The organism is Pseudarthrobacter sp. TAF60_1 (assembly GCF_052113505.1).
GTDB lineage: Bacteria > Actinomycetota > Actinomycetes > Actinomycetales > Micrococcaceae > Arthrobacter.
This window is the reverse complement of the sequence record NZ_JBFRDI010000001.1, coordinates 15,290-40,780: the sequence shown is the minus strand read 5'-3', so window position 1 is coordinate 40,780 and position 25,491 is coordinate 15,290. Positions and strand designations below refer to the sequence as shown.

Genomic DNA, 25,491 nt, shown 5'->3' with positions numbered 1-25,491 from the left:
GCCCTACCCCTTGCCGTCGCCGGCTGCCGGGCCCAGGGGAGAGACGAACACAGCAGGGGACACGTGGATACCCAAATCCTCGAACCGGTCAATGAACCGTGGACGGATCCCTGTTGCCACAGGCCTGCCAAGAAAGCGGCCGTGGGCGTCCACACCGGCCGAGTAGTCGAATACAAACGCGTCCTGGAGGGTCACAATGTCGCCCTCCATTCCCTGGACCTCGGTGACGTGGGTGATCCTTCGTGACCCATCGCGGAGCCTGGAAATCTGCACAATGAGGTTTACGGCGGATGCTATCTGTTCGCGGATGGCCCGAAGCGGCAGGTCCATGCCCGCCATCAGCACCAGGGTTTCCAGACGGGCCACAGCATCGCGCGGTGAGTTGGAGTGCACCGTGGAGAGGGAGCCGTCGTGGCCGGTGTTCATGGCCTGGAGCATGTCCAGTGATTCGCCTCCGCGGACCTCACCCACCACGATCCGGTCCGGGCGCATACGCAGGGAGTTCCGGAGGAGTTCACGGATGGTCACCTCGCCTTTGCCCTCGGTGTTTGGGGGCCGGCTCTCCAGCCGGACCACATGGTCCTGCTGGATCTGGAGTTCCACCGCGTCCTCGATCGTCACGATCCGTTCGTTGGCCGGCAGGAATGATGACAGGACGTTCAGCAGGGTGGTCTTGCCCGTTCCTGTTCCGCCGGACACGATGATGTTCAGCTTGGCCTTGACGCACGCGTTCAGCAGCTCCGCCATTTCAGGCGTCAGGGTGCCGAAATCGATAAGGTTGCGGACCGTCAGCGGGACTTTGCTGAATTTACGGATGGTGAGCGAGGATCCCCCCACGGCCAGGGGAGGGATCACGGCGTTGACGCGGGAGCCGTCTTCGAGCCGGGCATCCACCAACGGGGATGACTCGTCAATGCGGCGGCCCACCTTCGACACGATGCGTTCGATGACCCGGCGGAGGTGCTCCTCGGAACTGAACCTGGTTTCGGCCAGGGTCAGGTGCCCTTTGCGCTCCACATAGATCTGGTCCATCCGGTTGACCATGATTTCAGTGACGGCGGGATCATCGAGCAGCCGCTGCAGGGGACCGTAGCCCAACACGTCATCGGCGACGTCCTGGACCAGCCGCGTTCGCTCATCGGCAGACAGCGGCACCTGCTCGGCGTCGATGATTCTGGTGAGTTCGTCGCGGGCGGATGATTTCAGTTCCTGCTCCGTGATGGCCGAGTCGTTGAACCGGGCGCCGAGGTGCTCGAAGAGTGCGGTGGCGGCCCTTTCCTTGAGGGCGGCAAAGACGTCCACCGGCTGCTGGGCTTTCGGACGCACTTCCTCGGGCAGGTCGGCGACAGCGGCGGGGGGCGCCGCCGTCGTCGTCTCTTGTTCTGTTTTCTGCTCAAACCACTGGGTGCGTTTGGCAGGAAGTTCAGGGCGGGGCAGTTCGAGCGTGGGCGATGACGCCCGGGCAGGCATCGGCTGGGTTCCGGACTGGACCCGCGACTGGGCGGCATTGATGCGCTCTGAAAGTTTCATCTAGACCACTACCCTTCGGTGCAGCCTGCGCTGGGTTTTCTCCCGGCGGGCAGGGTTGAAGCGTTCCACGAGTTGGTTGAGCCCCTTTGTTGCCGGGTCCTTTTGCGGGTCCTGGAGAACGGGGATGCCGCGATTTGTCGAGAGGGCCACCGCCCGGGAACGAGGGATGCTGACGTCGACGGGTGCCCCGATGGTGGATTCAAGGTCCTGGACGGTGAGGCCGATTTTGGGGTCGGCCATGTTCAGCACCACGTGCCGGGATTCGGGCAAGATGTCGAGTTGGCGCAGGATTTCAAGGCCGGAGCGAAGACCCCGCACGCTGGGGATGTCCATGGCGCTGACCCAGACCACGTCGGTGCACTTTTCCATGGCCGCGAGTCCGATTTCGGGCAGCCCGGGGGCGGTGTCCACCACAACGTACTGGAACTGCGCCGACAACTGTTCCAGCAGCCGGCGTACCTGTTCCGGCGTGATTTCGTCCGCATCGATGGGGCTTGGCGGGGCGCAGAGTGCATAGATACTGCCCGGGTGGACCGTGAGGAATGCTTTCAGGACCAGGGAGTCCATGCTCGCGGCGGGGGAGACGGCGTCGGTGACCGTGTGCTCGGGGTCCAGGTAGAGTCCGGAGGCGACGTCGCCGAACTGGAGGTCGAGGTCAACGATCACCACGCTCATGGGCGCCACCTTGCCCAGCCCGATGGCGATGTTCGTGGCAATCGTCGTTTTGCCTACCCCGCCCTTGGGCGAGAACACGCCGATGACCAGGCCTTTGTTGCTCTCGGCCGGTTGCAATGGCGTGGGTGTGCGGTGGCGGCTGGCGAAGGTCTGGCTGGCGCGCTCCAAGAGGACCCGCATCTGGGCGGAATCGGAATCCGGGGAGATGATGTCCCTGACGCCCGCCCGCATGGCCTGGATGAGGAAATTGGGGTCAGGTTCGGCCGAAATGATGACACTGAGCTCGGGGAACCTGACGCTGATCACGGTGGCAAGGCGGAGCGCGTCGTCGATGGGGACTTCCGGTCCCAGGACGAGGACCTCGGGCTGTCCGTGGTCCAGGTGCGAGAAGAGTTCGAAGGGATCGGGGGGGAGCATGTTGGTGAAGAACGTCTGCACGCCGCCTTGCAGCCCGCCGGCAACGGCCTGGCGGAGCCGCGCGTCGAAGTCTACGTCTGGGGTGATGAGGACGAAGCGGCTCATTTGTACAGGTCCTGCTTGGTCATGATCCGCGGGCCGCTTTCCGCAGCGTCGAGGGGTTCCCGGCTGAGCCAGAGGGATGCGTACTGCGCGGCAAACACGATCTTGCCGGCGTTGACGTCGTTCACGGCCACGGTGACCATGAGGAGCCCTGTGGGAAGGTTCACGTCGCGCGGATCAGGTTCTGCCGCCGCGCTGGCGGCGGGGGCAGGCTTTGCGGTAGCCCCTTCGGGTGCGCGCTGGACAGCTGTGACCAGTGCCTTGTGAATGGAGAGCTGGACGGTTTCCTTATCTGCCTTCGCCTCGATGCCGCCGGTGGGCATGGAAATGAAAATGCCGACGTTGTCGCCTGGGGCCAGCCGGCCGCCGATGACGCGCTGCGGCTCGAGCTGGAACGAGACCTCCTGGAGGCCGGCCGGGACCGGCACCGAGCCCGAGGTCTTCAGCTCCTCGGGGGAGACGAGGCGTTCTTTCAGCAGCTGTTCCCCGGGGACAAGGTCCGCGGAGGTGACTTTGCCGGCGGACCCTTCAAGGGTCATCAGGGCAGACTTCGCGACGGCGGTGCCGGGCAGTTGTTGAAGGGCCACCGATGCTTTGAGGACTTCCGCCGTGGAACCGGCCGGGACCTTTTTCGTGATCACCAGGACATCCACCGGATCCAGGCCTTTGACGGCCCGCTGGTCCGCGCCCTGGGCATAGGAGACAACGATGACTGCCCCGACGATGGCCAGCAGCACTGCCACCACTCCTGCCAACAAACGTGACTTCACTGACTGCTCCTGGTGTTTCGGTTCTTGCTAAGGGGTGAGGCGGACAATGGCCGCGCCGTAATCGGGGGTGTTGCCGAGTTCGAAGGCTTGGGAGAGGGAAACGAACTTTACGAAGTAGCCCCTGATGGCCTTGTTCGGGACGGACGCTCCGGTGGTCCAACTGATGCTTGGAAAGCGGTAGGCAGTGACGTGAAAGGCGGCAAAACCTTTGACGTAGTACTTGCCGCTGGAGCCGTTCCCCGTCGCGAGGTCGTAAAGGGGGAAGAGCACCGTCTGATCGTTCATCTTGTTGAAGTCGGACGTTGTGCAATTTCCGGGTGTACTCGCCCCGGTGTTGCTGTTGAACCAAATGCCTGAATCAGTTGACATACCAGCCTTGAGGGTCAGCGTGCAGGTGGTGCCGCCTGGATTATCGATCCAACCGAATCCGCCCGCTATTCCTCCGCAATCGTTGACTGCCTGTTGTAGAACCTGCACGGCGCCGGACGGGGAACCGGCTGTCAGGTCCAGCCTGCAGTAGGCGATCGCCAGGGGCATGATTACGGGACCCTTGGCCGGCGTCCCCCACTGAGCGGTCGAGGTGGCTGTGACCTCGGCCGCGTTAATGCCAAGGACCCGCGCAAAAAAGAGCGAAACCTGGTTTGGCGTGTGACCGGCTTCTTGGGCGCCGACGGTTACCGTGACGGTGTTGGGCGTTTTCAGGTCTACCGACTGGACGTTGCTGAGCTTGTCGTTGGCGTTGCTATTGGCCAGGCTCGCTGCAAGGGTTGAAGGGCTGGTACAGCCCACATTGCTCGGGTACTTTGCACAAGTCTGCGCGATCGCCAAGGAGGCCGCGTCGGCGCCATTCCGCAGTTGAGTGCGCTCGGCAAACATCATCGAAACGTCTACTGCCATGGCACCAAATCCCAAGAAAACCACCAGCAAAAGAGCCACGATTACGCTCACTGCGCCGCGCTCGCCGTCGTTCTTTCTGTTTCTGTGTGTCAACCGCCGCACAGCATGGCTCCCGTTCCGCTCATGTTGAATGGGCCAGCGATACCAGTGATGGTGGACAGGGTGTAATTGACGGTGAATGTGGTTTGTGGGCTTGTGCCGGGGGGAATTGTCGGCGGGCATGGCGTCCCCAAAGCAAAATCTGTGTCCTTCAACGCCGGGTTAAGGGACGAAGCCGTAGCCTTGGCTACGCTCTTGGCGGTGGATGCGTTGCCCGTGATGGCCATGACGCGGACGCCTTCGCGGGCTGCTGCCGACAATGAGGCCTGTGCGTTGTAAGCACGGCTGAATTCCATAATGCCTAGAAGCAGCATGACCAGAACGGGGGCCACGATCGCAAACTCAACCGCTACTGCGCCGCGTTCGGATGCCCTGGACAATGCGGGAACCTTTCGAAAACGTGATCCTCGAAAAAGGGGTAGAGGGCGGCTGCGACGCTGTATCGCAACCGCCCCTCCCTGTTCTTGACTATTTTGAGCAGCTACCCGGAACAGCAGCAGTGGAGCCAGCAGCGGCGACCGTTGCAGTCCATTTGCCACCCTTGACATCACAAGCAACGCTATTGAATGTCTCGGTAAGGGTCGTTCCGAGTAGGCTGACGGCGACGATGATGACGACGGCGATGAGCGCGACCATGATGCCGTATTCGACGGCCGTGGCGCCCTTTTCTTCACTGCGAAGGCGGATCATGAGGTTGGTGTGGAGAGAAAGCACGGGGACTCCTGAGCGAGTTGGGGTGGCTGGTCCTGCACCAGCACAACCACGAAGCTAGCAATCGGTTGCTCCATTCACATGCGATCTGGGAATATCTTGCGCGAAAACTGCCCATATACGGCGTACCTCGCGTCTGTTATCGGCGAAAGCTGCGGGAAACCTTGGAAATTGGCGCTTTTAGGCACACAAGCGGACCCCCTCGGTTCTGGGTGCCGAGGGGGTCCGGTATGTGGAGCGCCGAGTGGCGCCGCGGGTCAGGCAGGTGTGTCGAGGCTACGGAAGACCGAGTGCCGTTTTCACGCCTGTGGTGAGGTGCGTAAACACGTCGTTCAGGGAAAGACCAAAGAGCCCAACTCCGGCCACAATGACCATGGTGATGAACCCGACGAGAATGCTGTACTCAGTGGCCGTTGCGCCGCGTTCTTCGCCGCGAAGTCGATGCAGCCAAGTTTGTGCTCGGGATGAAAATTCCATCAACATGCTCATCGCTGCTCCTAGGAAAACGCCGCGATGATGTTCATGACCGCTGGACCAAGCAGAATGATGAACAAAGTGGGGAAGATAAAGAAAATGAGGGGAAAGAGGATCTTCACCGGGATTTTCATTGCGTGTTCTTCGGCTCGTTGACGGCGTTTCAACCGCATCTCCTGGGCCTGCGACTTCAGCACTTTGGCGATGGCGATGCCGTAAGCGTCTGCCTGGACGATGGAGCGGATAAAGCTCCGCAGATCCGGAACATCCACCCTGTCCGACATCGACAAGTAGGCCTCCTTGCGCGACCGGCCCACCTGAATGTCCTGAAGCGTTCGAATGAACTCTTCGGCGAGCGGCCCCCGTCCGTTCTGGGCGGCCCGTGCCATGGCCGCCTCAAACCCCAGCCCTGCCTGCACTGAGATGAGCATTTGGTCCAGTGCGTTGGGCAACTCCTGCCGGATCGCTTCCCGCCGCTTCTGGGCGTTGCTGCGGAGCAGCAGATCCGGAGCGAAGTATCCGAAAGCGATGGCACCGAGCATGATTGCCAACCGGCTAGGGGCTGGCTCGGCCATCAGGTAGAACAGACCTAGGACGCCCCCAGTAAGACCCAGGAGCGGCTTGATGGCAAGCATTCGATTCAAAGGCCACTCTTTGGGACGCCCGACTGCGGCCAGTTGCTTGTCCAGCCACGCTTCGTAACTGCCGGGCGTGATCCGGTGAGCCAGTACGCTGAATTGCTCTGCAAAGCTCTGCTGCGTTGTTTCCCGGGCCCGATTCCCCAGATTGGCTTGAATGTTGCGTAGGGCTACCCGGTCAGTAGCGAACGCGATCCAGACTAGGTATGAGATGGGAAGGACGATGGCGAGCATGGCGCCAAGAGCGATGGGTGACATGTCGGCCTCCTAGTACTTCGGCTTGATGAGTCGGCTGAGCCAGAATCCACCGGCAGTCAACATCACTCCGGCGGCGCCCAGCATCATGAAGCCAGGAACTGTGGATGTGAAAGTCTTGGCGTATGAGGCGTTGATCAAGATGAGGGCGAAGAAAAGCACAATCGGAAGCGCCATAAGAACGCCGGCGGACATTTTGCCTTCGGCGCTGAGCGCCTTGACCTGCCTCCGGATTTGGTTCCTGTCACGTATAGTTTCGCCCACATGATCGAGCACTTCGGCCAAGTCTCCACCAACTTCTCGATGGATCTCGATCGCCTGGGAAATCCAGCTAAAGTCTTCGCTGGATGTCCGGACAGCTACGTCCAGCATCGAGTCGCCTAGATCGCGCCCAATCCTTGTTTCGTTGACTATCCTCGTCAGTTCTTCGGACATAGGCGCATCCGTTTCCCGTGCGGAGGCGTCGATAGCCCTCAGGAGGCTGTGCCCGGCGCGCATGCTACCAGTGAGCATCTGAATCGTGTCAGGCAGTTGTTCATCGAACTTGGTCCGGCGCCGTGAGGTACGGACCGACAGGTAAACGAGCATTCCGGCCGGTGCCGCAGCAAGCATCACCATGGCGAAGAAAGGACCGCCGGCTAGGTACCCAAGGATAGCTCCAACAAAAGCGCCGGCTCCCATCATCAACAAGAAGTCTGCAGGCTGTGTTTTAAGCCCCGCACGCTCCAGCTTGTCGCGGTCCACCAAGAAGCCCCTGCTGCTGCCTTTGAGGCGCTTGTTGATCAACGCAACAGCTGAATCCGTGAGCCGGGTCAGCCCACCGGCGCCTGTTGCAACAACGTCAGGGCGCCGACGCGAAACCGGTATGAGGTTCTGGGGTTTGAAGACAACGGTAAACACAAGCACGATTGCCGCGAAGACCATCAGTATCCCCGCTGCAAAGACGCTTACTGGCACCTCTGCGGCGTCCATCACCGGCTCCTGACTGGTTGGGCACCGAAGACGGCGGGGGAAATCTGGATCCCTAATTCGGTGAACCTGTCCGTAAAGCGCGGCCGTACGCCCGTGGGTATCGGCTTACCGAGGAAGCGGCCGTTTGCGTCGATGCCGGCTGAGTAGTCGAAGACAAAGGCATCCTGGAGGGTGACGATATCGCCCTCCATGCCCTGGACCTCGGTGATGTGAGTCACCCGGCGGGAGCCATCCCTCAGACGTGAGATGTGCACGATCAGGTTCACGGCCGAGGCAATCTGTTCCCGGATAGCTCGGAGGGGAAGATCCATGCCGGCCATCAGCACCAGGGTCTCGAGGCGCGCCACCGCGTCCCGGGGAGAATTCGCGTGAACCGTCGAGATTGAACCGTCGTGACCGGTGTTCATCGCCTGAAGCATGTCCAACGACTCGCCACCGCGGACCTCGCCCACAACAATTCGGTCGGGTCGCATCCGGAGGGAGTTGCGGACCAAGTCACGAATCGAAACTTCTCCCTTACCTTCGATGTTGGCCGGTCGGCTTTCCAACCGGACCACATGATCCTGCTGGAGTTGCAATTCAACTGCGTCTTCAATGGTCACGATGCGATCCGAGGCGGGAATAAAGGATGACAACACGTTGAGCATCGTGGTCTTTCCCGTGCCAGTGCCTCCAGAGACGATGATGTTCATTTTGGCGAGCACGCACGCCTGGAGCAATTCGGCCATCTCCGGAGATAAACTTCCAAAGCTGATGAGTTTTTGGACTGTGAGAGCTTCGCGACCGAACTTTCGGATAGTCAGGGAGGCGCCGTTGACGGCCAGGGGCGGGATGATGGCGTTGACGCGGGAACCGTCGGCCAAACGAGCATCCACCAAGGGGGATGACTCGTCAATTCTTCGGCCGATCCGAGTGACGATTCGCTCGATCACTCGTCGGAGAGCGTCCTCACTTGCGAACTTTGTGTCCGTCAGGAACAACTGACCGTGACGCTCAACGTAGATTTGGTCGGCGCGGTTGACCATAATTTCTGTAACAGAGGGATCATCCAGATACCGCTGCATGGGACCGTGCCCCAAGACATCGTCAATGATCTCCCGCGTCAGCCGCTGCCGCTCTCCCGTCGACAGAGGCACCTGTTCCTCGTCAACCACTACTTTCAGTTCATCCTTCACGAACTGATGCAGCTCGGACTCTTCCATGGAGGAATCTGTGATCCTGGATCCCAAGCGCTCGTACAATGCTTGGCTGGCCCGCTCCTTGAGGCTCGAAAGGGCTTCGCTCGCGCTGCCGGCCGTGACTTGGACATTCACCGGCACAGCTGCTTGCTCAGCGGCTTGAGCTTGCTGGATTGAGCTGAGTGTCGAAGGTGCAGCCGGCGGCATGACGGGTATGCCGCCAGCAAATGTGCTTTCGGGCAAAGCTTGGTCGTCGTCACCGCGCAACTTGGCAAATCGGTTAGAAAGACTCATGATACTACCGCCCTTCGGTGCAGCTTCTTGTGGGGACGCGCTTCCCAATTGGGTTTGAATCGCTCAACGAGCTGCCGGAGGCCCTTAGCGGCAGGGTCTCGGCTGCCATCCTGCAGAAGCGGGACACCCTTGTTGGTGGAAAACGGTACGGTCCGCGAACGGGGGAGGACGACGTCGACCGGGGCGCCGATGGTGGCCTCGACGTCCTGAACCGTCAGCCCTGTCTTGCGGTCGGCCATGTTCAGCACGATGTGCCGGTTGTCAGGGAGCAAATCGAGTTCCGAAAGGATTCGGAATCCGGTGCGTAGACCACGAATGCTGGGAATGTCCATACCGCAGACCCAGACAGCGTCGGTCGCCTGATCGAGCGTCGCGAGAACATGTTCACCAAGTCCTGGTGCAGTGTCCACCACCACGTACTGAAATTCCGAACGCAACTGCCGAAGCAGATGACTGATGTGTTCGCCTGTGATCCTGTCCATCTCAATGGGATTGCGCGGGGCACACAGCGCGTAAATGCTCGCCGGATGCAGGCTCAGATACGTCTTCAACACCATAGCGTCCTGGCTGGCGGCACCCACTACAGCGTCTGTGATGGTGAATTCCGGTTCCAGCATCAGACCACTTGCTACGTCGCCAAACTGGAGGTCCAGGTCCACGATAACGACGCTCATTGGGGCGATTTGCCCCAACCCGACGGCAAGGTTGCTGGCGATGGTGGTCTTACCGACCCCTCCTTTCGGCGACATCACGGCAATGATCCGGCCACCATCCGCATTGGTTCCTACCCCGGCGGTAGGAGCAAGACCGCGACGACGGCCGGCAGCCGAAAGGCTGGCCCTCTCCACCAAGGCCCGGACAGCGTCAGCGTCAGCCGACGGCGAAATGATGTCGCGGATGCCCGACCGCATGGCACTCAGCGCAGTCTCGCCGTCGTCCTCAGCTGTGAGAACGATGCTGATTTCCGGGTATTGGAGGTCCATGACGGCGGCGAACTTCAGAGCCTCGTCGAGGGGTAGGCCTGGGCCGAGGATGAGGACCTCGGGTGGCTCACCGGTCTGCTGCCGCAGGATGTCCTCGGGGGCGTCGGGCAAATAAGCCGCCTGATAGAACTGCAGTGAGCCGTGGAGCGGAGCGATGGACGCCCGAACCTTCCGCTCGTAGTCCGCCGAGGGGGAGATGAGGATAAACCGGCTCATCGGAATACTCTTGTCTGGTTGACGGCTCCACTTGTGTTTTCAGGAGCATCGGCTGGTTCCTTGGACAGATAGATCTTTCCGAATTCGGCGGCAAAGACCACTTTTTCCGTGTCGACCGCGTTCCTGGCGAAGGTGATCAGGTAAGAGTCACTTGTTGCCGGCTTGTCGGAACTGCTCGAGTTAAGGGCTCCCTGGCCTGATGGCTGAGTTGCAGCCGCCTGAGTTTGGGCAGCGGCACCGGAGCTGAATTGGACGGCGGTAACCAAAACTTTGTGGAAGACGAGTTGCGTTGCATTCCCTGCAGTTCCGTCTGGGGTGACGACCCCTGCACCGCCCATGGATATGAAGATACCCACGGTGTCGCCGGCTTGAAGATGTCCGCCGACCACCCGGTCGATGCCGAGCCGGACGGTGACTTCCTGGAGGCCCGCTGGAACTGCTATTCTCGCCGGGCCTAGATAGGCATTTGAGTCCACTAGACGGCTGCTGAGCAGCTGCTCACCCGTAACGAGGGACACGGCAGTGACTTTCGTACCCAGCGAGCCCAGATCGGTTACAGCCTCGGCCGCGACGACGGTTCGGGGGACAGCTTTTGTGACGACGAACTGCGCGAGCTGACCGGCCGGCGTTCCCGCCGGGACGTCCTGTTTGAGAACGAGTACGTCCTGCGTTTCTGTGTTTGCCAGAGCGCGTCGATCCGCGCCTTGGACGTATGTGAATAGAAGGACGGTGCCAATGATTGCGACAACCAATGCGGCGATGCCTCCCAGTAGGCGTGCTTTCATTTCTTTCCCCTTAGCCGAGCTACTTGATGAGTTTCACAACTGTTTGTTGGAATAGTGGCCCGTCCACAGAAGCCCGGTCAGACCAAGGAATGAACTTTAGGAATTGACCGCAGATGCCACGGTCGCTGCCCTTCTTGAACAGTGCCACGCAGGCCGGATCTGCCTTGCTGCCCGTGAGACCATCGTCATCCTGGACGAAGGACCAGCCGTGGATTTCAACCTTGGCGTAGCCGACTATGTGGAAGCTGCCGTTTGCCCCGTTACCAGCGCCATCGTCGAAGAGCGGGAAATAGCCGATAGCATATTGCTTCATGGAGTTGTCGATGGTGGCACGCCAGGCGTCCAGGAGCGACGTGCAATCACTGGGCGTCTTACTGTTGCCGGGGTTGGAACCTACCCAGCCGTTCGAATCGGTATTTGCATTACAGGGAAGGATTGGGTCCGGGTCCAGCCAGCCAAAACCGCCCGGAATATGATGACCGGAGGGGCTGCCTACGCATGGGCTTTTCCCATGTTCCTTGATGAGCACCGTAGTGCCCAGCGGTGCATACGTGCTCCCGACCTGGCACTGGTCGAAGACCAAAGGGAACGCCCCAGATGGTGGTGTTTTCTGCCAGATCGCGGTGGCCGTTGCTCCGACGGTAGCTGCTGGAGCGGAACTGAGCGCGCTTGCAAATAGCTTGGAAAGGGTCGAGCTGGTTCCGGCGCCGTTCCGTGTCTTGGTCCTGACTGTCACTTGACCCGCCACGGACAGATCGACCGGTGTGATGACCTCGCTCTTCCCATCAAGCGAGTTTGCGTCGGCCAGTGGTGCCGCCAAGCCGACCACGCATGTGCCTTTTGAGCAACTGTCGGCGACGGCCAAGGCGCCAGCGTCCGCGGCGTTTTGCAGTTGTGCTCGTTCTGAGTAGATTTGCCCGACGTCCACGGCCATGGCTCCGGCTCCGATGAGGACCAGCATAATCAGGACCACAAGAACGCCGGCTACGCCGTCTTCCCCACGCTGACGGAGCCTCCAAATTATCCGCCGCATTGCATCGCACCTACTCCGGTGGTGACGAATGTCTTTGAGAAGGAGATGTTGGTTCCCTGAACGTTGAGGGCGAAGCCTGTCGGTGAATTGAACGTGTGTTTCACCGTGACCTGGACGGTTAAGCCTGTACCTGTGCAGGTGCTGGTGGGCGCCAAGGTGAAGTCGGCGGGCGTGAGTCCGCTTCCGGGCGCGCCATTGATTCCAGCCGTCGTGGCATCGGACCACCGAGTCGTGACAGCGTAGGTGCGGGCCGCCTCACGGGCTGCCTGAGACAACGAGATCTGGGTGTTGTACATGTAGGAAAACTCAACGATGCCGGCGATCAACGCGAGTAGGAGCGGGGCAACCAGTGCAAGTTCCACGGCTACCGCGCCTCGTTCGCCGTTCATTGAAGTTCTGCGGCTGCGTTTCAAAGGGTCCCCCTGGACAGTTGCAGCTTGGAAAAGACCGGTGTGCCGCGCCGTGCAGCGCGGCACACCGATGGAGGCTTGGTTACCAGCCAGTGACGGTTGTACCCAAGTTGCTAAACCAGGTGTTGAGTGCGCCACCAAAGGCGCCGACACCAACAACCAGGACCAACGCAATTAGCCCGACAAGGAGTGAATACTCCGTAGCGGTCGCGCCTTTCTGCGACTTGAAGTCGGTTTGAAGCCACCCCTCGAGGGTTTGAATTACGAGAAGGAGATTCTTCATTTGTCCGCTCCGCTCCGCTTTTGGGCTACCAGCCCTTGACCGTCGTGCCAAGGGTGCTGAACCAGGTGTTGAGTGCTCCGCCGAAGGCGCCCACACCAACCACGAGGACCAGCGCAATGAGTCCAACCAGCAGGGAGTACTCCGTGGCAGTCGCACCCTTTTCGGAGGTGAAACGATCCTTGACGCCGGCGATAAAAGCAGTCATTGAGACCATAAGTGAAGTCATTTTAGTTTCCTTAATTCGATGAAATTGGTTTGGATACTTTTCAACGAATTTCCAGCTGCCCCCATAAATCCCTAGCGGCTGGACTTCGCTAAGAAGAGGTTGTCATTTGGGCGTTTCGGCAACAATGCGTAGAGGTACCCGACTTTTCTAGGCTTGTTTTAATGACGTACTCGAAACGCAATCGTGAGTACTCGCTTTGGCGATGTATGTACGCACGGCACTACTTGGACGCGGCGGCATAAGTGGTCGCTAGCGGTGTTGAGGAGCGTCGCGGCTTAGGGTAAGAGGAGCGCTACGCTGGCTGCGGCAGCAAGCATTGAGGGCCCGTGAGGCACCTCAGAGGGGCTTTCTGCGCGGTTACGGCGAAGGACGACGACCGTTACAACTCCGTTTACGATGAATCCCAGGAGGCCGCCGTACAGCAGATGGCTCCAGTCTAGGTACCCCAAGTAAAGGCCGATGGGTGCCGCGAACTTGACGTCGCCCATTCCCATGCCGGCGGGCGAAATTAAGGCCAAAATCAGGTAGATGACGAAGAGTATCGCCCCACCGGCAACCGCTCGGAACGCGTCTGGCCACGGGGACCCACCAATAACCGCTATCAAAAGACCAATTAGACCGCCAAATAAGAGGCACAAAACAAGGGGATTCGGTAGCAAATGCAGCGAGATGTCAATCCTGGCCAGCTGCACACCAAGAACGGCAAGCAGTATGAAAGCCGGGAGGATTGCCTCGATGCCAAAGCGCAAAGCGAAGGCGGCGCAAAGGACCCCGGTGATCACCGCCGTCGTCATCCGGACCCTTGGGGTGGGCAGTCCGCCGATGCGGGGGAGGAGCTTGGCAATCAGCACCTCGGCGACAGGTGAAAGAAGGAGTCCCAGGAGCCCCAGCCCGATAACAAACAGCGGCACCGTTGAATCGGCGTAACCTAAAGAAGCCATCGAATCCCCCTGCATACGTCAGGCCGGCGGGCTGTGGAGACTGTCCGGCTCACTTATTTTGACCCTGAGGCCCGGTTCAAGCTAACATTGGTAGTCGTTGTGCGTGTCCTTTCTCGATGATGCGTGCCCGCTTGAGAATCCGGTTGCAGGATAACTACTCAACGAGCACATTCGAGACTTCTGGATGACTGGTTACATGGAGCCCTCACCTCTGTTCCGGTAGCGCATAGATAGTAGGTGCACACGTTTGAGTGACACCTAAACAAGAACGCCAGAACAAGAACGAGGCAAAAACCGTGCGTACGTACACCCCGAAGCCCGGCGATATCAACCGCCAGTGGCACGTCATTGACGCCACAGACGTTGTCCTTGGTCGTCTCGCGAGCCAGACCGCAATCCTGCTGCGCGGCAAGCACAAGGCCACCTTTGCGTCCCACATGGACATGGGCGACTTCGTCATCATCATCAACGCTGAAAAGGTAGCCCTGACCGGCGCCAAGCTGGAGCAGAAGCGCGCATACCGCCACTCCGGCTACCCGGGCGGCCTGACCTCCGTCAACTACGCGGAACTCCTGGAATCCAACCCGGTCCGCGCCGTTGAGAAGGCCATCAAGGGCATGCTCCCCAAGAACTCCCTCGCTGCACAGCAGCTGGGCAAGCTGAAGGTGTACCGCGGTGCAGAGCACCCCCACGCCGCCCAGCAGCCCAAGACTTTCGAAATTACCCAGGTCGCCCAGTAGTCCTGGCCACCAAACAACTTATCTATACAAGGAGAATCGTGGCTCAGAACGAAGAGACCACCGAAGCCGTTGAGGCTGAGGAAACCCTGACCAGCTACACCTCTGAAAGCGGAGCCGCGGAAGCTGCTGCGCCGAAGAAGGAGCGCCCGGCCCTGACCGTTGCCGGCGCAGCTGTTGGCCGCCGCAAGGAAGCCGTTGCCCGCGTCCGCGTTGTACCGGGTTCCGGCAAGTGGACCATCAACGGCCGCGCGCTGGACAACTACTTCCCGAACAAGCTGCACCAGCAGGACGTCAACGAGCCCTTCAAGATCCTCGATCTTGAAGGCGCCTACGACGTCATCGCCCGCATCCACGGCGGAGGCATCTCCGGCCAGGCTGGCGCACTGCGCCTCGGCATCGCCCGTTCACTGAACGAGATCGATGTCGACAACAACCGCGCCACCCTGAAGAAGGCCGGTTACCTGCGCCGCGACGCCCGCATCATTGAGCGCAAGAAGGCTGGTCTCAAGAAGGCCCGCAAGGCTCAGCAGTACTCAAAGCGCTAAACCCGCTTGCATAGAAGCCCGTCCCGCCAGTCGGCGGGGCGGGCTTCTGTATTTTTTCGGCCCCTACTCTTTGGTGAGACGATATACCTTGGTGTTGCCGAGCCTTTCCGAATGAAAGTATTTCTGTACCCAATTGGAGATCGCCATTGCCGACGAATTCGGTTCTTGCACTTCTACGAAGGCTTCCTGCTGAATGAGATAACAAATTTCACCGGCGGCCACCAGTTCCTTGAACTTGTCAAGCGAAGGTGAGGGGTCGCTCCCAACAAAGCCTCCAACTGGCATGACAGGGCGGCCGGATTCCAGTTGAAGCCGTGCTGCTGTTTGGCTAGCGTAACTGGCTGCAGCCCACTTGCAGCCAGTGGAGGCCGACAAGGCGTCCACAACTACGGTGTCGGGATCCCGGCCGAACGCAATATCGTGAGCCCAGACGATTTCGTTGTTATGCAATTGCGCCAAGAGATGGCTAATAGCTGCCGGGTTCTTCGACAGCATCCCCGAGAGCGGATTCGAACCGTTGAATGGCACAGTAACATTATGGATGGACGTAACTACCGGACCACACAGTAGTGACACGGCAAGGAGGCTGGCCGCGATGGCCTCGATTTTAGGAGTAGGGGGCTTCAGAACCAGCGCGGAAAGGCACGCAATTCCGAGGCTAAGGACAACTGTGGGTAGCCAGACCGGCCAACCCGTGGTGCCCGACAGAATGAGCCACGAAGATAGCAACGCACTCAAAGCAATGATTGCCCCAAATAGTCGGAATTTCAGCGACCCGCGCGCGACTCCCAGCGCTTCAACGGCTAGACCGAGCACGAATGCAAGCGGGGGCGCTAGCGCAGCCGTGTAGTACGTGTGGATCTGGTTACCCATAAAAGACAGCAATAGAAACGCTGTAAACAACCAAAGGACAGCCACCAAGCTAAGCGTCCGGGCCACGCGGTTCGTCAGGAAACGACGCCAGGCGACAGCGAGTAACACCGCAGACATCAGAGCAGCCAGCAATAGCCAAGTAGCCTCCTGGTTGTAGTTAGCATTCAACAGCCTTAGGAACCCGGCATCGCTGTCGACCGGGCGAAATTGCGATGGAAGTTGCTGTGCGCCGGGGACAGCATCGCCACCAGCGATACGGTCAATGCCGTTATAGGCAAAGGTGAGTTGAAGGACGCTGTTGGAAGAAGAACCACCCACATAAGGGCGCTGGTCCTCGGGAATCAGGTCCACAATAGTCATCCAAAGGCCGCCGGTGACGACCAAAGCGCCTAAACCGTAGACCGCCGTCAGCAACCGTTTGGTCCACTGTTGGGGGCTGAACATGATGAAGGCAAGACCCAAAGCGGGAACGCTAAGCATTCCTTGCAATTGCTTAGTCATGAATGCCAACCCTAATAATGCCCCGGCCACAACGAAGAAACGCCCGCGGCCGGTTTCAACGCTTCGCAGGACGAACCAGACGGCTGCCACCATAAGCAGCAGCATAAGAGGATCCGGGTTGTTGTAGCGGGACATTAGCGTGACGATTGGCGTCGTGAAGAACACCGTTGCGCCCGTGAGGGCAGCCGCGCCTGACGTGCAGCGCCTCAGGATTAAATAGATCAGTAGGGTTGTCCCCACACCCATAGCCACCTGTGGGAGCAGCATGGAGATGGGGGACAAGCCGAAGATTCTGACCGACAGGCCCATCACCCACAGGCTCAGGGGCGGCTTGTCGACGGTGATGGAATTGCCCCAGTCCGATGACCCAAAGAAGAACGCCTTGGCGTCCATGGTGCCTGCCTGGACAGCGGCGCTGTAGAAGTAGTTGGCCCAGCCGTTGATGCCGAGGTTCCAACTGTAGAGCAGCACATTGGTTGCCAAGATTGCCACCAGGGCAGGACGTTCCCAAGCCGGATCTTTGAGGCGGCCGCGCCACAGAGAGATCCCGAGGGCCGCCATCCTGCCGGCCACCGGAGCCCGCTGCGCAGAGGCGTAGCCCTGCTTAGCCCCGGAGGTCGTAGAGGTGGACACCGTCGACCACCTGCTCCGTGAAGTTGCTGCGGACCCAATCAGTGATGCCCCGGGTTTCTGCACTGAGTTCCCCTCGCTTGAGCAAGTCCTGCTGCCAAATAAAATAGCCGATACGGTGCTGCGCCACCAGGCTCTGGAATTGCTCCAGAGTGGGGGTGGGGTCGGTGCCTAGCCAGCCACCGAGCGGAATGACTGGCCGTCCGGATTCGAGTTGATACCGGGCCGCATTTGCGGCCGAGTAGGTAGCCGCCGCCCACTGCTGGCCCGAGGAGTGGTGCTCCAGAAGGTCAAGGACAGACTGTGAGGGCGGTGCGCCAAGGGCAATCTGCTGCGCCCAAGGAGGCTGGCCGTCCTTAATTGCCAGGAACAGCCTGGACAAGGAAACCGGATCGTCTCCAACCGGGCCGGACTGGGGGTTAGAGCCTTGCTGGGGGGTGGCGATCGTAAACAGTGCACTGCCCATCGGTCCCAGCAGGAGGCAGACTAGCAGGGCTGCGGCACTGGTTCTTGGGAGGCGGGGGCTGAGCCGGGGGCTGAGCCACAGCAGACTTCCGCTGATTCCGGCCAAGCCCACAAGCAACCGCCCCCAGAACGGCCATTCGTGGCTGTATTCCATCACCCGCAGGGCCAAGTAGGCGGAGGAGCCAATGAGGACTGCACCAACTGCACGAAGAGCCATCCGGTGTCGATGTTTCCACAATGATGAGATCCCAATGGCCACCACCAGAGCCAGTGGTGCGGCTAAGGAGTAGGTGTAGTAGGTGTGGATCATGGAGCCCATGGATGCGAGGACCAACAGTACGGAGGTGAACCACAGGCAAGCGATGGTAGTGATGTTGCGTTGCGGGGCGGAGAGGCCCAGAGACCGGTTCAAGACCAGAATGACCACGCAACAGGCGACGCCGGTAAAGAGCAACCAGCCGATCTCTGGGGCAAAGTTTCCGTTAAGGAGCCGCCGCAGCCCGTCGCCTCCGGCCGAGACGTCGTTCTGGGCCGATGTTGCCCGCCCACCTTGGGCGTTCATCGGGATATGGATGAAACGGGCAAGGCCGTTGTAATCCAGGGTGAGTTCCACGGCGCTGTTGTTAAGTGAGCCCCCAATATACGGCCGTTGGTCTGCAGGAATGAGGTCCACGGTGACGAGCCACGCAGCGGACGTGGCCAGCAGCGTTCCGCCTGCGACGAACAGCTGACGGACGCGGTGTGTGAAGCGGCCGCGGCTGAACGCCAGCACTGCCGCTCCGAGGGCAGGGAGCACCAACAGCGCCTGGACCTGCTTGGCCATAAATCCCAGGCCCAGGAGGAATCCGGCCAGGGCGAAACTCCTGAGCCGGCCGGATTCCATGGCCTTTAGGGTCACCAAAACGGAGGCTACGGTCAGGAGCCCCATTAGAGGTTCAGGATTGTTATATCTGGACATCAATACCACCACGGGGGTGGTGGCATACAGGGCCGCGGCGAAAAGGGCAGTGCGGGGACCAAACCCACGCCGGAGAAGGCGGTAGATCAGATAAGTGGTGGCGACCCCCATGAGTGCCTGGGGAACCAGGATGCTCCAGCTGCTGAGGCCAAAGATGTGTACCGAAAGAGACATAACCCAGAGACTCAGCGGTGTCTTGTCCACCGTGATGAGATTGCCCCATTCAAAGGAGCCGAAAAAGAAAGCCTTCCAGTCGTTGGCGCCGGCTTGGGCTGCAGCTGAATAGTAGGGATTTGCCCAGCCGTTCGCGTCCAGGCCCCAGAGGTAGAGCGCTGCCGCTGCCGCCAAGAGACACAGGAGAGCAGGCCGCTCCCAGGCCTCGTTCCGGGCGGGTCCGCACCGGAAGTTCCCCTCCGCTGCAGCGGGCGCGGCGTCAGCCGCCACCATTTCCCGGTTCACGAGACGCGACCGGCCGACGTCAGAGCGGCGGTAAGCGGAATGCCGGAACGTGAGAAGTTCCGTCGTTCGCGGAAGACCCAGAGCCGGAGGAGGACAAACCGCATCAGCGTGGCGAAGACGTTAGCACTGGTCAGGGTCAGTAGTTCGGCGCCTGGCGCGGCGTCCAAGTTGACCGAATGCAGGACCATCAGCGAGGCAGACGTTATGCCCCACGCAAGGAGGAAGACTACAAGGCCCTGGAACTGTTGGGTGAACAATTTGGCCGGACCACTGATGCCAAATGTGAATCTCCTGTTGGCGGCCGTGTTACCCACGGCTGTCAGGAGCAGCGCCAGGAAGTTGGCTTGTTGTGCGCCGAAGGGGCCCTGCAGGACTAAATACAATAGCGCGAACGCAAGTGTTGAAAGGGCGCCAACGAGGCCGAAGCGAATGACCTGGCCGAAGAAACTTGGCCTGCCTGGGGCCGCAATCGGGCGGCGGCCAAGCTCGGCATAAATGGCCGCGACTGGTATGGATCCCTTGACCAGGGAGCCGGCTACGCGAACCATCCCGCGAAGATCATCAAGAGCTGTCTGCTTGATGTTGACGCGACTGTCCGGGTCATCAATCCAATCAACTGGAATTTCGTGGATTCGCAGCCCGGAACGTTCTGCAATAATCAGCAGTTCTGTGTCAAAGAACCAGCCGTTGTCCTCAACGTGTGGAAGCAGTCGGCGTGCAACATCGGCGCGGATGGCTTTAAACCCGCATTGCGCATCAGAAAACCGGACCTGCATGGTCCGTCGGAGCAAGAAATTGTAGGAGCGAGAAATGAATTCCCGTTTCGGGCCCCGGCTGACGCGAGAGCTCTGGCCCAGGCGCGTTCCGATGGAGATGTCAGAATGACCGGACAGCAGTGGCGCAACAAGTGGCGGGAGTGCAGCAAGGTCAGTTGAGAGGTCCACGTCCAAGTAGGCTAAAACTTTCGCGTCCGAGGCGCTCCAAGCATTGCGAAGGGCAAAGCCGCGTCCTTTGACCTCGAGACGGCGATACTCAACATTTGGCAACAGCTCGCTGAGTCTAGCCGCAATCAGCGGCGTGCGATCAGTGCTTGCATTGTCGGCGATGGTTATTTTCCACGTCGAAGGCATTTCGTGCGTCAGGTATTCGGCGAGCCTTCGGATGCTGTTGTCGAGTACGGCTTCCTCATTGAAAACCGGTACTACAATTTCGAGCGCCAAGCCCCCATAGCTAGGTGTCATGCATTGAGAGTAGAAGCGTCAAAAGACCCTTGGCGAGGCTTTTAGGCAAAGACAAGTACCCCTTCTAAGAACCAAGTAGTCCATGTAGTTCGACCGTCTCGGGTGCAGGTAGCGCGACCGATGACGGCAAGTAGGAGCGTCGGAGTAGGCGTGCCATTCGTAGCCATCCCCTAGACTTGACCCCGATGTCTAGATTATTTGGAACAGATGGAGTCCGGGGCCTGGCTAACGGCCTGTTGACGGCGGAGCTCGCCATGCAGCTCGCCCAAGCAGCCGCCGTCGTGTTGGGTCATGACCGCAACACCAACGGCAGCCGGCCCCGCGCCGTGGTGGCACGCGACCCCCGGGCGAGTGGCGAGTTCATCGCCGCGGCCGTTGAGGCCGGGCTCTCCAGCTCCGGCATTGACGTCTACGACGCCGGTGTTCTGCCGACCCCGGCCGCTGCTTACCTGGTGGCGGATCTCGACGCCGACTTCGGCGTCATGATCTCCGCCTCCCACAACCCGGCGCCGGACAACGGCATCAAGTTCTTCGCCCGCGGCGGCCAGAAGCTCCCTGACGAGGTTGAAGACGCCATCGAGCAGCAGATGACCAAGGAGCCGACGCGCCCGGTCGGTGCCGACGTCGGACGCATCCAGCGCTTCTCGGACGCCGAAGACCGTTACGTCGTGCACCTGCTCGGAACCCTGCCGCACCGCCTCGACGGCCTCAAAGTGGTGCTGGACTGCGCCCACGGCGCCGCCAGCGGCTGCTCGCCCCAGGTCTTCAAGGACGCCGGCGCCGACGTCGTGGTCATCGGCGCCGATCCGGACGGCCACAATATCAATGACGGCGTCGGGTCCACGCACCTGGGCCAGCTCAAGACCGCAGTCGTGGAACACGGCGCCGACCTCGGAATTGCCCACGACGGCGACGCCGACCGCTGCCTTGCCGTGGACCACGAAGGCAACGAGGTGGACGGCGACCAGATCATGGCGATCCTGGCCGTTGCCCTCAAAGCCTCCGGCAAGCTGGTCGACGACGTTCTCGTCGCCACCGTCATGAGCAACCTCGGCCTCAAGATCGCGCTCCGCGAAGCCGGCATCAGCATCCGGGAAACGGCAGTTGGGGACCGTTACGTCCTCGAGAGCATGCGCGGCGGCGGCTACAACCTCGGCGGCGAACAGTCCGGACACGTCATCTTCTCCGACTATGCAACCACCGGCGACGGAGTCCTCACCGGCCTACAGTTGGCGGCGCAAATCGCGCTAACGGGTAAACCCCTCAAGGAACTGGCCGCCGTGATGACCAAGCTCCCGCAGGTCCTCATCAACGTCAAGGGCGTTGACCGCAGCCGGGTGGCCAGCTCTGATGTCCTGCAGCAGGCTGTGGCCGTTGCTGAGGCCGGACTGGGTGACACCGGACGCGTCCTGCTCCGCCCGTCAGGGACAGAGCCGGTCGTCCGCGTGATGGTGGAGGCCGGGGACGAAGCCACGGCCCAGTCCATCGCCGAGCGGCTCGCCCAAGTGGTCCGCACCGAACTCGCTCTCGAGCTCGTCACGGACTAGTTGCGGCCACCCGCGTCGGTGCTGCGCGTCCTGTACGCCAGAGCGCTAACAGCAGCCTTCCGACGGCCCAACACTGGACGATTGAGGCCAGAAGCAAAGGCCAAACGAATTGGTTGTTCAGGAAGTAAAGCACATAAACAAAGAGACCAGTCGCAGAGAAAACCCATGGCACGGGGAAGAGCCTTTTATGCCTCAGGAGGAGTAGAGATGTCACTTCGGCAGCGAAAAAGTAGCGATCGTGCATCTGTGGAAGTAGGAGGGGGCAGACCGCCAACACGGTGACGACCAAAAGAACCTGCCGTTCCCTAGAATCCCGTCCCCGCCAGTATGCGCGGGCGGCAAGCAGTAGGACAGAAGCACAGATTGCGATTGCCGGGAACTTGCCCTCTGCTGCGGTGGTCCCGGGAAACCACGCATATATGTTAGCGGCGCCAGCCGCTAGGCGGTCCTCCTGAGTCTGATGGAAATAGATGCTGAAAGTACTGCTTAGCGAACGTCCGAATAGTACGGGCGGAATGCTGAGTAAGATCCAAATGACTACAGCCATGGCTGGCAGCCTTGGACTATGACGGTTTCGGAGGGCAATGAGCGCCAAGGCTGGCAGAAAAAACACGGCCTGCAGCTTGAAGGAAAGGGCGATTGCCCACCACGACCACGCGCCGTGCCTATCGTTCCGCATCAGGCTTCTGAGGGACATTATCAGGAATGACGTGTAGATGGCGTCGCACTGCCCCCACATGCTGGCGTTCAGCAACACCGTGGGCAGGAACAGCGCTACCACGGCTGCTGTCACCGGCAAGAGTCTTGCAGTTGGGAACTGCGCTACGAGTGCGCCGACCGAGAGCGCGAGCATGCAATCCCCGGCGAGGGAGACAAGTTTAATAGCAAACAGCGGTTCCAAGGGAAGCAAGCTTCCTAGGAACATTAGAAACAAGTACGGAAAATTGTAGTTGGAGAATTGTCCTCCGAGGGCGGCAGCGCCGTTATCGCGGAACTCTTGCATCCAGGGCAACAAGAATATTTTGGAATCCCCGCTGACGTATGGGAACAGCGTCAGGCGCGCCGAGAGGGCAAGGATTCCGACGACTACGATCGTCCAAGTCGGATAGCGTCGGACAGGCTGCATGACTTTGAACGGCTGCATAGCCCCAAATTCCCCCATTGAGCAATCTTTCGGTGTCGCAGGCTGGCGTGTCAATGTAGTAAGCACGGAGATGTATAAGACTATGGCCCGCCTCCGTCCGGAAGCGGGCCACACTTGGTTGGTGCGTCGGGGAACCTACAGTGCCCGGTTCTGCAACGAGTCGCGGATTTCGGTGAGCAGGGCGATCTGCGGGTCTTCCGCGGATTCTTCCTTGACGTCGGGGTTGATGCCGAGGCGGCGGTTGCGGCGCTCGATCATGTGGTTCATCGGCACAATGACAATGAAGTAGATGGCGGCGGCCACCAGCACGAATGAAATGATGGAGGAGATGACGGATCCATACATGAATCCCTCCCACTGCATTTCCGCAATGCCCTTGGCATTGAACAGACGGCCGATCAGCGGTGTGAGCAGGCCCTCGACAATTGAGGTCACGACGGCGCCGAAAGCGGCACCCATCACGACGGCGACGGCAAGGTCTACGACGTTGCCCTTCATGATGAAATTCTTGAATCCTGTCAACATAGGACCAAAGCTAGCGCACTAAAGAGACGCGGCACATGACGGCAAAGTAAATTCTTCGTCCGTGTCGGGAACCAAATGGACGCACCCATCGTTTATGCGTACCCCGGCGCCGCCGCCACCCCGAAGTACTCCTCCACAGTGTTGATGCCCCGGTTCGCCATGTCGGTGGCGGCCGCCACTCCGATGTACCGCAGGTGCCACGGCTCGTAGTAGTAGCCCGTAATCGGGTGAAACATCCACGGGTACCTCACCACAAAGCCGAAGCGGTGGCCGTTCGCCTTCGCCCACACGGCCGCCGGCTGGTCCGCGAAGCATGGCTGGAAGCTGCATGCCCCGCCGCCGTCGCCGATGTCGAAGGCCCACCCGGTCTGGTGCTCCGAGTAGCCTGGCCGGGCGCTGGCTGTGTCGGCATCCGCCTGGCCGCGGGCCGCCACGTAGCCGTTGTAGGTGGCCACCTGCGTGCTATACGAGCGGTAGCCGCTCGCCAGCGTCATCACCACGCCGTCCCGCGCGGCCGCGGCGAACATCGCTTCCGCCGCAGCCGCCGTCGTGCTGTTCAGGAGCGCCGCCTCGCCGGACACCGCCAACCTAACAGCAGGCTGCACCAGGTCCGCCGGGGCATAGTCCGCCGGCTGCAGCGGACGGTGCTTGTTCACCACCACCCAGGGGCTGGCAGGATCCGTCAGCGAGAATTTCCCCGGCAGTGACGCAGCCGCCGACGGCGGAACGGGAGTTGGGGCAGGCGGCTCAGCTGCCGCCGTCGTACTTTCCACCGCGGCGGCAGAGGCGGGTGAAGGGGATTCAGGAACGGGGGAGGGCGACGACGGTGCCGCCCCGGGTGCCTCCGGCGTGCACGCTGCCAAAACAGTCAGTCCGGCTCCTGCGGCGAGGAACCGGGCGAAGGAACGGCGGCTCGCTCCCGAAGAGGAGCCGTCCACGCAGTCGTGGCGCACGTGTGTTAAACCTTCCGCAGGAGCATACGCCGGATGGAGTGGTCCGCGTCCTTGGACAGCACCAGCTGCGCCCGGCCGCGGGTGGGGAGGACGTTCTCCTCCAGGTTCGGCTCGTTGATGCGCTTCCAGATGTCCCGGGCAGTGCTTTCGGCCTCGCTGGGGGACAGCGACGCGTACCGGTGGAAGTAGGACTCCGGCTGCGCGAACGCCGTGCTCTGGAGCCTGCGGAACCGCTCCACGTACCACTCCTCGATGTAGGCGGTCTTGGCGTCCACATAAATGGAGAAGTCGAAGAAGTCACTCACGGCCAGGCCCTGCCGGCCGTCCTGCCGCGGGCGGGCCGGGGCCAGGACGTTCAGGCCCTCCACGATCAGCACGTCGGGGCGGCGGACCACCACTTCCTTTTCCGGCACGATGTCGTACGTGACGTGCGAGTACCAGGGCGCCCGGACCTCCTCCGCGCCGCCCTTGACCTCGCTCACAAAACGCAGCAGCGCACGCCGGTCGTAGGACTCGGGGAAGCCTTTGCGTTCCAGCAGCTGCCGCCGCTGGAGCTCGGCCAGGGGATAGAGGAAGCCGTCCGTGGTGATCAGCTCAACGTTCGGGGTGCCCGGCCAGCGCCGCAGCATCTCCCGGAGCACACGCGCAATAGTGGACTTCCCCACAGCCACGGACCCGGCCACACCAATAACAAACGGCGTACGCTGCGTCTTCTCCCCCAGGAAGGTGGTGGTGGCCGAATGCAGCTGGCCCGCAGCCTCGACATAAAGGTGCAGGAGCCGGGACAGCGGAAGGTAGACCTCGCGGATCTCCTTCATGTCCAGGGGATCGCCGAGGCCACGCAGACGGACAATGTCCTCTTCGTTAAGGGGCTGCTCCATCTGGGCGGCGAGCCGGGACCAGGTCTGGCGGTCCAGCTCAACGAACGGGGAGACACCCTCGCCGTTCGCTTCGTTGCGTTGCAAAGTCACTTTAGAGATTCTGCCCCGCGCGCGCCCGAGAGCGAAATGGGCCCCTGATG

At 60.8% G+C, this 25,491-nt stretch carries 27 protein-coding genes; 3 read left to right on the top strand and 24 right to left on the bottom strand.

All coding sequences use genetic code 11. The features are described 5' to 3' along the window. Positions 1–3: 3 nt before the first annotated feature. The 17 genes from AB4Y73_RS00190 to AB4Y73_RS00110 form a co-directional block, all read right to left on the bottom strand. The gene (locus tag AB4Y73_RS00190; RefSeq protein ID WP_441867059.1) at positions 4–1,530 is read right to left on the bottom strand and encodes a CpaF family protein; all 1,527 of its coding nucleotides are present in this window, start codon (positions 1,528–1,530) and stop codon (positions 4–6) included. Further along, a complete protein-coding gene (locus AB4Y73_RS00185; protein WP_441867056.1) occupies positions 1,531–2,727 on the bottom strand; it encodes an AAA family ATPase in 1,197 nt (398 codons plus the stop codon). Continuing rightward, a complete protein-coding gene (gene cpaB / locus AB4Y73_RS00180) occupies positions 2,724–3,494 on the bottom strand; it encodes a Flp pilus assembly protein CpaB (protein ID WP_441867053.1) in 771 nt (256 codons plus the stop codon). The genes AB4Y73_RS00185 and cpaB (AB4Y73_RS00180) overlap by 4 nt, the downstream gene beginning before the upstream one ends. Positions 3,495–3,521: 27 nt before the next feature. Then, complete coding sequence (locus AB4Y73_RS00175; RefSeq protein WP_441867050.1) at positions 3,522–4,442, bottom strand: TadE/TadG family type IV pilus assembly protein; 921 nt, start codon at positions 4,440–4,442, stop codon at positions 3,522–3,524. Between the two features lie 38 nt (positions 4,443–4,480). Then, the gene (locus tag AB4Y73_RS00170; RefSeq protein ID WP_441867047.1) at positions 4,481–4,870 is read right to left on the bottom strand and encodes a TadE/TadG family type IV pilus assembly protein; all 390 of its coding nucleotides are present in this window, start codon (positions 4,868–4,870) and stop codon (positions 4,481–4,483) included. Positions 4,871–4,958: 88 nt separating this feature from the next. Further along, the gene (locus AB4Y73_RS00165) at positions 4,959–5,204 is read right to left on the bottom strand and encodes a Flp family type IVb pilin (RefSeq protein ID WP_441867045.1); all 246 of its coding nucleotides are present in this window, start codon (positions 5,202–5,204) and stop codon (positions 4,959–4,961) included. Positions 5,205–5,477: 273 nt separating this feature from the next. Further along, the gene (locus AB4Y73_RS00160; RefSeq protein WP_441867042.1) at positions 5,478–5,678 is read right to left on the bottom strand and encodes a Flp family type IVb pilin; all 201 of its coding nucleotides are present in this window, start codon (positions 5,676–5,678) and stop codon (positions 5,478–5,480) included. 20 nt (positions 5,679–5,698) lie between these two features. Continuing rightward, positions 5,699–6,571, bottom strand: coding sequence for a type II secretion system F family protein (locus AB4Y73_RS00155; protein ID WP_441867039.1), 873 nt, complete (start codon positions 6,569–6,571; stop codon positions 5,699–5,701). A 9-nt stretch (positions 6,572–6,580) separates the two neighbouring features. Next, the gene (locus tag AB4Y73_RS00150) at positions 6,581–7,540 is read right to left on the bottom strand and encodes a type II secretion system F family protein (RefSeq protein ID WP_441867036.1); all 960 of its coding nucleotides are present in this window, start codon (positions 7,538–7,540) and stop codon (positions 6,581–6,583) included. Beyond that, a complete protein-coding gene (locus AB4Y73_RS00145) occupies positions 7,540–9,012 on the bottom strand; it encodes a CpaF family protein (protein ID WP_441867033.1) in 1,473 nt (490 codons plus the stop codon). The genes AB4Y73_RS00150 and AB4Y73_RS00145 overlap by 1 nt, the downstream gene beginning before the upstream one ends. Further along, positions 9,009–10,211, bottom strand: a complete 1,203-nt coding sequence (locus tag AB4Y73_RS00140; RefSeq protein WP_441867030.1) for an AAA family ATPase — start codon at positions 10,209–10,211, stop codon at positions 9,009–9,011. Before AB4Y73_RS00140 ends, AB4Y73_RS00145 begins: the two co-directional genes overlap by 4 nt. Beyond that, complete coding sequence (gene cpaB, locus AB4Y73_RS00135; RefSeq protein WP_441867028.1) at positions 10,208–10,963, bottom strand: Flp pilus assembly protein CpaB; 756 nt, start codon at positions 10,961–10,963, stop codon at positions 10,208–10,210. The genes AB4Y73_RS00140 and cpaB (AB4Y73_RS00135) overlap by 4 nt, the downstream gene beginning before the upstream one ends. A 52-nt stretch (positions 10,964–11,015) precedes the next feature. After that, positions 11,016–12,029, bottom strand: coding sequence for a pilus assembly protein TadG-related protein (locus tag AB4Y73_RS00130; protein WP_441867025.1), 1,014 nt, complete (start codon positions 12,027–12,029; stop codon positions 11,016–11,018). After that, entirely contained in the window at positions 12,017–12,418 is a 402-nt protein-coding gene (locus tag AB4Y73_RS00125) for a TadE/TadG family type IV pilus assembly protein (protein ID WP_441867022.1), read from the bottom strand. Before AB4Y73_RS00125 ends, AB4Y73_RS00130 begins: the two co-directional genes overlap by 13 nt. Positions 12,419–12,521: 103 nt before the next feature. Further along, positions 12,522–12,722, bottom strand: coding sequence for a Flp family type IVb pilin (locus tag AB4Y73_RS00120; RefSeq protein WP_441867020.1), 201 nt, complete (start codon positions 12,720–12,722; stop codon positions 12,522–12,524). A 25-nt stretch (positions 12,723–12,747) separates the two neighbouring features. Further along, positions 12,748–12,948, bottom strand: a complete 201-nt coding sequence (locus AB4Y73_RS00115) for a Flp family type IVb pilin (protein ID WP_441867017.1) — start codon at positions 12,946–12,948, stop codon at positions 12,748–12,750. A 275-nt stretch (positions 12,949–13,223) separates the two neighbouring features. Then, entirely contained in the window at positions 13,224–13,889 is a 666-nt protein-coding gene (locus AB4Y73_RS00110) for a prepilin peptidase (protein WP_441867014.1), read from the bottom strand. Positions 13,890–14,185: 296 nt separating this feature from the next. Between AB4Y73_RS00110 and rplM the strand changes: the two genes are divergently transcribed. Both rplM and rpsI read left to right on the top strand, forming a co-directional pair. Continuing rightward, on the top strand, positions 14,186–14,629 hold the full coding sequence (gene rplM, locus AB4Y73_RS00105; RefSeq protein ID WP_015937805.1) for a 50S ribosomal protein L13: 444 nt from the start codon (positions 14,186–14,188) through the stop codon (positions 14,627–14,629). A 38-nt stretch (positions 14,630–14,667) separates the two neighbouring features. Then, positions 14,668–15,174, top strand: coding sequence for a 30S ribosomal protein S9 (gene rpsI, locus AB4Y73_RS00100; RefSeq protein ID WP_164205955.1), 507 nt, complete (start codon positions 14,668–14,670; stop codon positions 15,172–15,174). Between the two features lie 63 nt (positions 15,175–15,237). Here the strand turns inward: rpsI and AB4Y73_RS00095 are convergent, their stop codons facing one another. The 3 genes from AB4Y73_RS00095 to AB4Y73_RS00085 are packed head-to-tail and all read right to left on the bottom strand — an operon-like array spanning position 15,238 to position 20,301. Further along, positions 15,238–17,181 carry a glycosyltransferase family 39 protein gene (locus tag AB4Y73_RS00095; protein WP_441867010.1) on the bottom strand — a complete coding sequence of 648 codons (1,944 nt, stop codon included), beginning with the start codon at positions 17,179–17,181 and terminating at the stop codon, positions 15,238–15,240. Beyond that, the gene (locus AB4Y73_RS00090; protein ID WP_441867007.1) at positions 17,153–19,060 is read right to left on the bottom strand and encodes an ArnT family glycosyltransferase; all 1,908 of its coding nucleotides are present in this window, start codon (positions 19,058–19,060) and stop codon (positions 17,153–17,155) included. Before AB4Y73_RS00090 ends, AB4Y73_RS00095 begins: the two co-directional genes overlap by 29 nt. Further along, entirely contained in the window at positions 19,057–20,301 is a 1,245-nt protein-coding gene (locus AB4Y73_RS00085; protein WP_441867004.1) for a glycosyltransferase, read from the bottom strand. The genes AB4Y73_RS00090 and AB4Y73_RS00085 overlap by 4 nt, the downstream gene beginning before the upstream one ends. Before the next feature lie 185 nt (positions 20,302–20,486). Here AB4Y73_RS00085 and glmM point away from each other — a divergent pair, with 185 nt between their 5' ends. After that, a complete protein-coding gene (gene glmM / locus AB4Y73_RS00080) occupies positions 20,487–21,848 on the top strand; it encodes a phosphoglucosamine mutase (protein WP_441867001.1) in 1,362 nt (453 codons plus the stop codon). Here glmM and AB4Y73_RS00075 read toward each other — a convergent pair. The 4 genes from AB4Y73_RS00075 to coaA all read right to left on the bottom strand — a co-directional run bounded on the left by AB4Y73_RS00075 (position 21,838) and on the right by coaA (position 25,441). Beyond that, a complete protein-coding gene (locus tag AB4Y73_RS00075; RefSeq protein WP_441866998.1) occupies positions 21,838–22,992 on the bottom strand; it encodes a hypothetical protein in 1,155 nt (384 codons plus the stop codon). The two genes, glmM and AB4Y73_RS00075, sit on opposite strands and share 11 nt — an antisense overlap. Positions 22,993–23,127: 135 nt before the next feature. Beyond that, entirely contained in the window at positions 23,128–23,517 is a 390-nt protein-coding gene (gene mscL, locus AB4Y73_RS00070; protein ID WP_441866995.1) for a large conductance mechanosensitive channel protein MscL, read from the bottom strand. Positions 23,518–23,609: 92 nt separating this feature from the next. Continuing rightward, the gene (locus AB4Y73_RS00065; RefSeq protein WP_441866992.1) at positions 23,610–24,470 is read right to left on the bottom strand and encodes a M15 family metallopeptidase; all 861 of its coding nucleotides are present in this window, start codon (positions 24,468–24,470) and stop codon (positions 23,610–23,612) included. Positions 24,471–24,475: 5 nt separating this feature from the next. Beyond that, the gene (gene coaA / locus AB4Y73_RS00060; protein ID WP_441866989.1) at positions 24,476–25,441 is read right to left on the bottom strand and encodes a type I pantothenate kinase; all 966 of its coding nucleotides are present in this window, start codon (positions 25,439–25,441) and stop codon (positions 24,476–24,478) included. Positions 25,442–25,491: the final 50 nt, after the last annotated feature.

What these genes read in the sequence shown, in the direction of transcription:
- AB4Y73_RS00085 (WP_441867004.1), bottom strand. Translation starts at nt 20,301, where the DNA reads ATGACACCTAGCTATGGGGGCTTGGCGCTCGAAATTGTAGTACCGGTT.
- AB4Y73_RS00120 (WP_441867020.1), bottom strand. Translation starts at nt 12,722, where the DNA reads ATGAAGAATCTCCTTCTCGTAATTCAAACCCTCGAGGGGTGGCTTCAA.
- AB4Y73_RS00155 (WP_441867039.1), bottom strand. Translation starts at nt 6,571, where the DNA reads ATGTCACCCATCGCTCTTGGCGCCATGCTCGCCATCGTCCTTCCCATC.
- AB4Y73_RS00145 (WP_441867033.1), bottom strand. Translation starts at nt 9,012, where the DNA reads ATGAGTCTTTCTAACCGATTTGCCAAGTTGCGCGGTGACGACGACCAA.
- AB4Y73_RS00160 (WP_441867042.1), bottom strand. Translation starts at nt 5,678, where the DNA reads ATGGAATTTTCATCCCGAGCACAAACTTGGCTGCATCGACTTCGCGGC.
- AB4Y73_RS00130 (WP_441867025.1), bottom strand. Translation starts at nt 12,029, where the DNA reads ATGCGGCGGATAATTTGGAGGCTCCGTCAGCGTGGGGAAGACGGCGTA.
- AB4Y73_RS00150 (WP_441867036.1), bottom strand. Translation starts at nt 7,540, where the DNA reads ATGGACGCCGCAGAGGTGCCAGTAAGCGTCTTTGCAGCGGGGATACTG.
- glmM (WP_441867001.1), top strand. Translation starts at nt 20,487, where the DNA reads ATGTCTAGATTATTTGGAACAGATGGAGTCCGGGGCCTGGCTAACGGC.
- AB4Y73_RS00190 (WP_441867059.1), bottom strand. Translation starts at nt 1,530, where the DNA reads ATGAAACTTTCAGAGCGCATCAATGCCGCCCAGTCGCGGGTCCAGTCC.
- AB4Y73_RS00115 (WP_441867017.1), bottom strand. Translation starts at nt 12,948, where the DNA reads ATGACTTCACTTATGGTCTCAATGACTGCTTTTATCGCCGGCGTCAAG.
- AB4Y73_RS00185 (WP_441867056.1), bottom strand. Translation starts at nt 2,727, where the DNA reads ATGAGCCGCTTCGTCCTCATCACCCCAGACGTAGACTTCGACGCGCGG.
- AB4Y73_RS00075 (WP_441866998.1), bottom strand. Translation starts at nt 22,992, where the DNA reads ATGCAGCCGTTCAAAGTCATGCAGCCTGTCCGACGCTATCCGACTTGG.
- AB4Y73_RS00125 (WP_441867022.1), bottom strand. Translation starts at nt 12,418, where the DNA reads ATGAACGGCGAACGAGGCGCGGTAGCCGTGGAACTTGCACTGGTTGCC.
- AB4Y73_RS00140 (WP_441867030.1), bottom strand. Translation starts at nt 10,211, where the DNA reads ATGAGCCGGTTTATCCTCATCTCCCCCTCGGCGGACTACGAGCGGAAG.
- mscL (WP_441866995.1), bottom strand. Translation starts at nt 23,517, where the DNA reads ATGTTGACAGGATTCAAGAATTTCATCATGAAGGGCAACGTCGTAGAC.
- AB4Y73_RS00110 (WP_441867014.1), bottom strand. Translation starts at nt 13,889, where the DNA reads ATGGCTTCTTTAGGTTACGCCGATTCAACGGTGCCGCTGTTTGTTATC.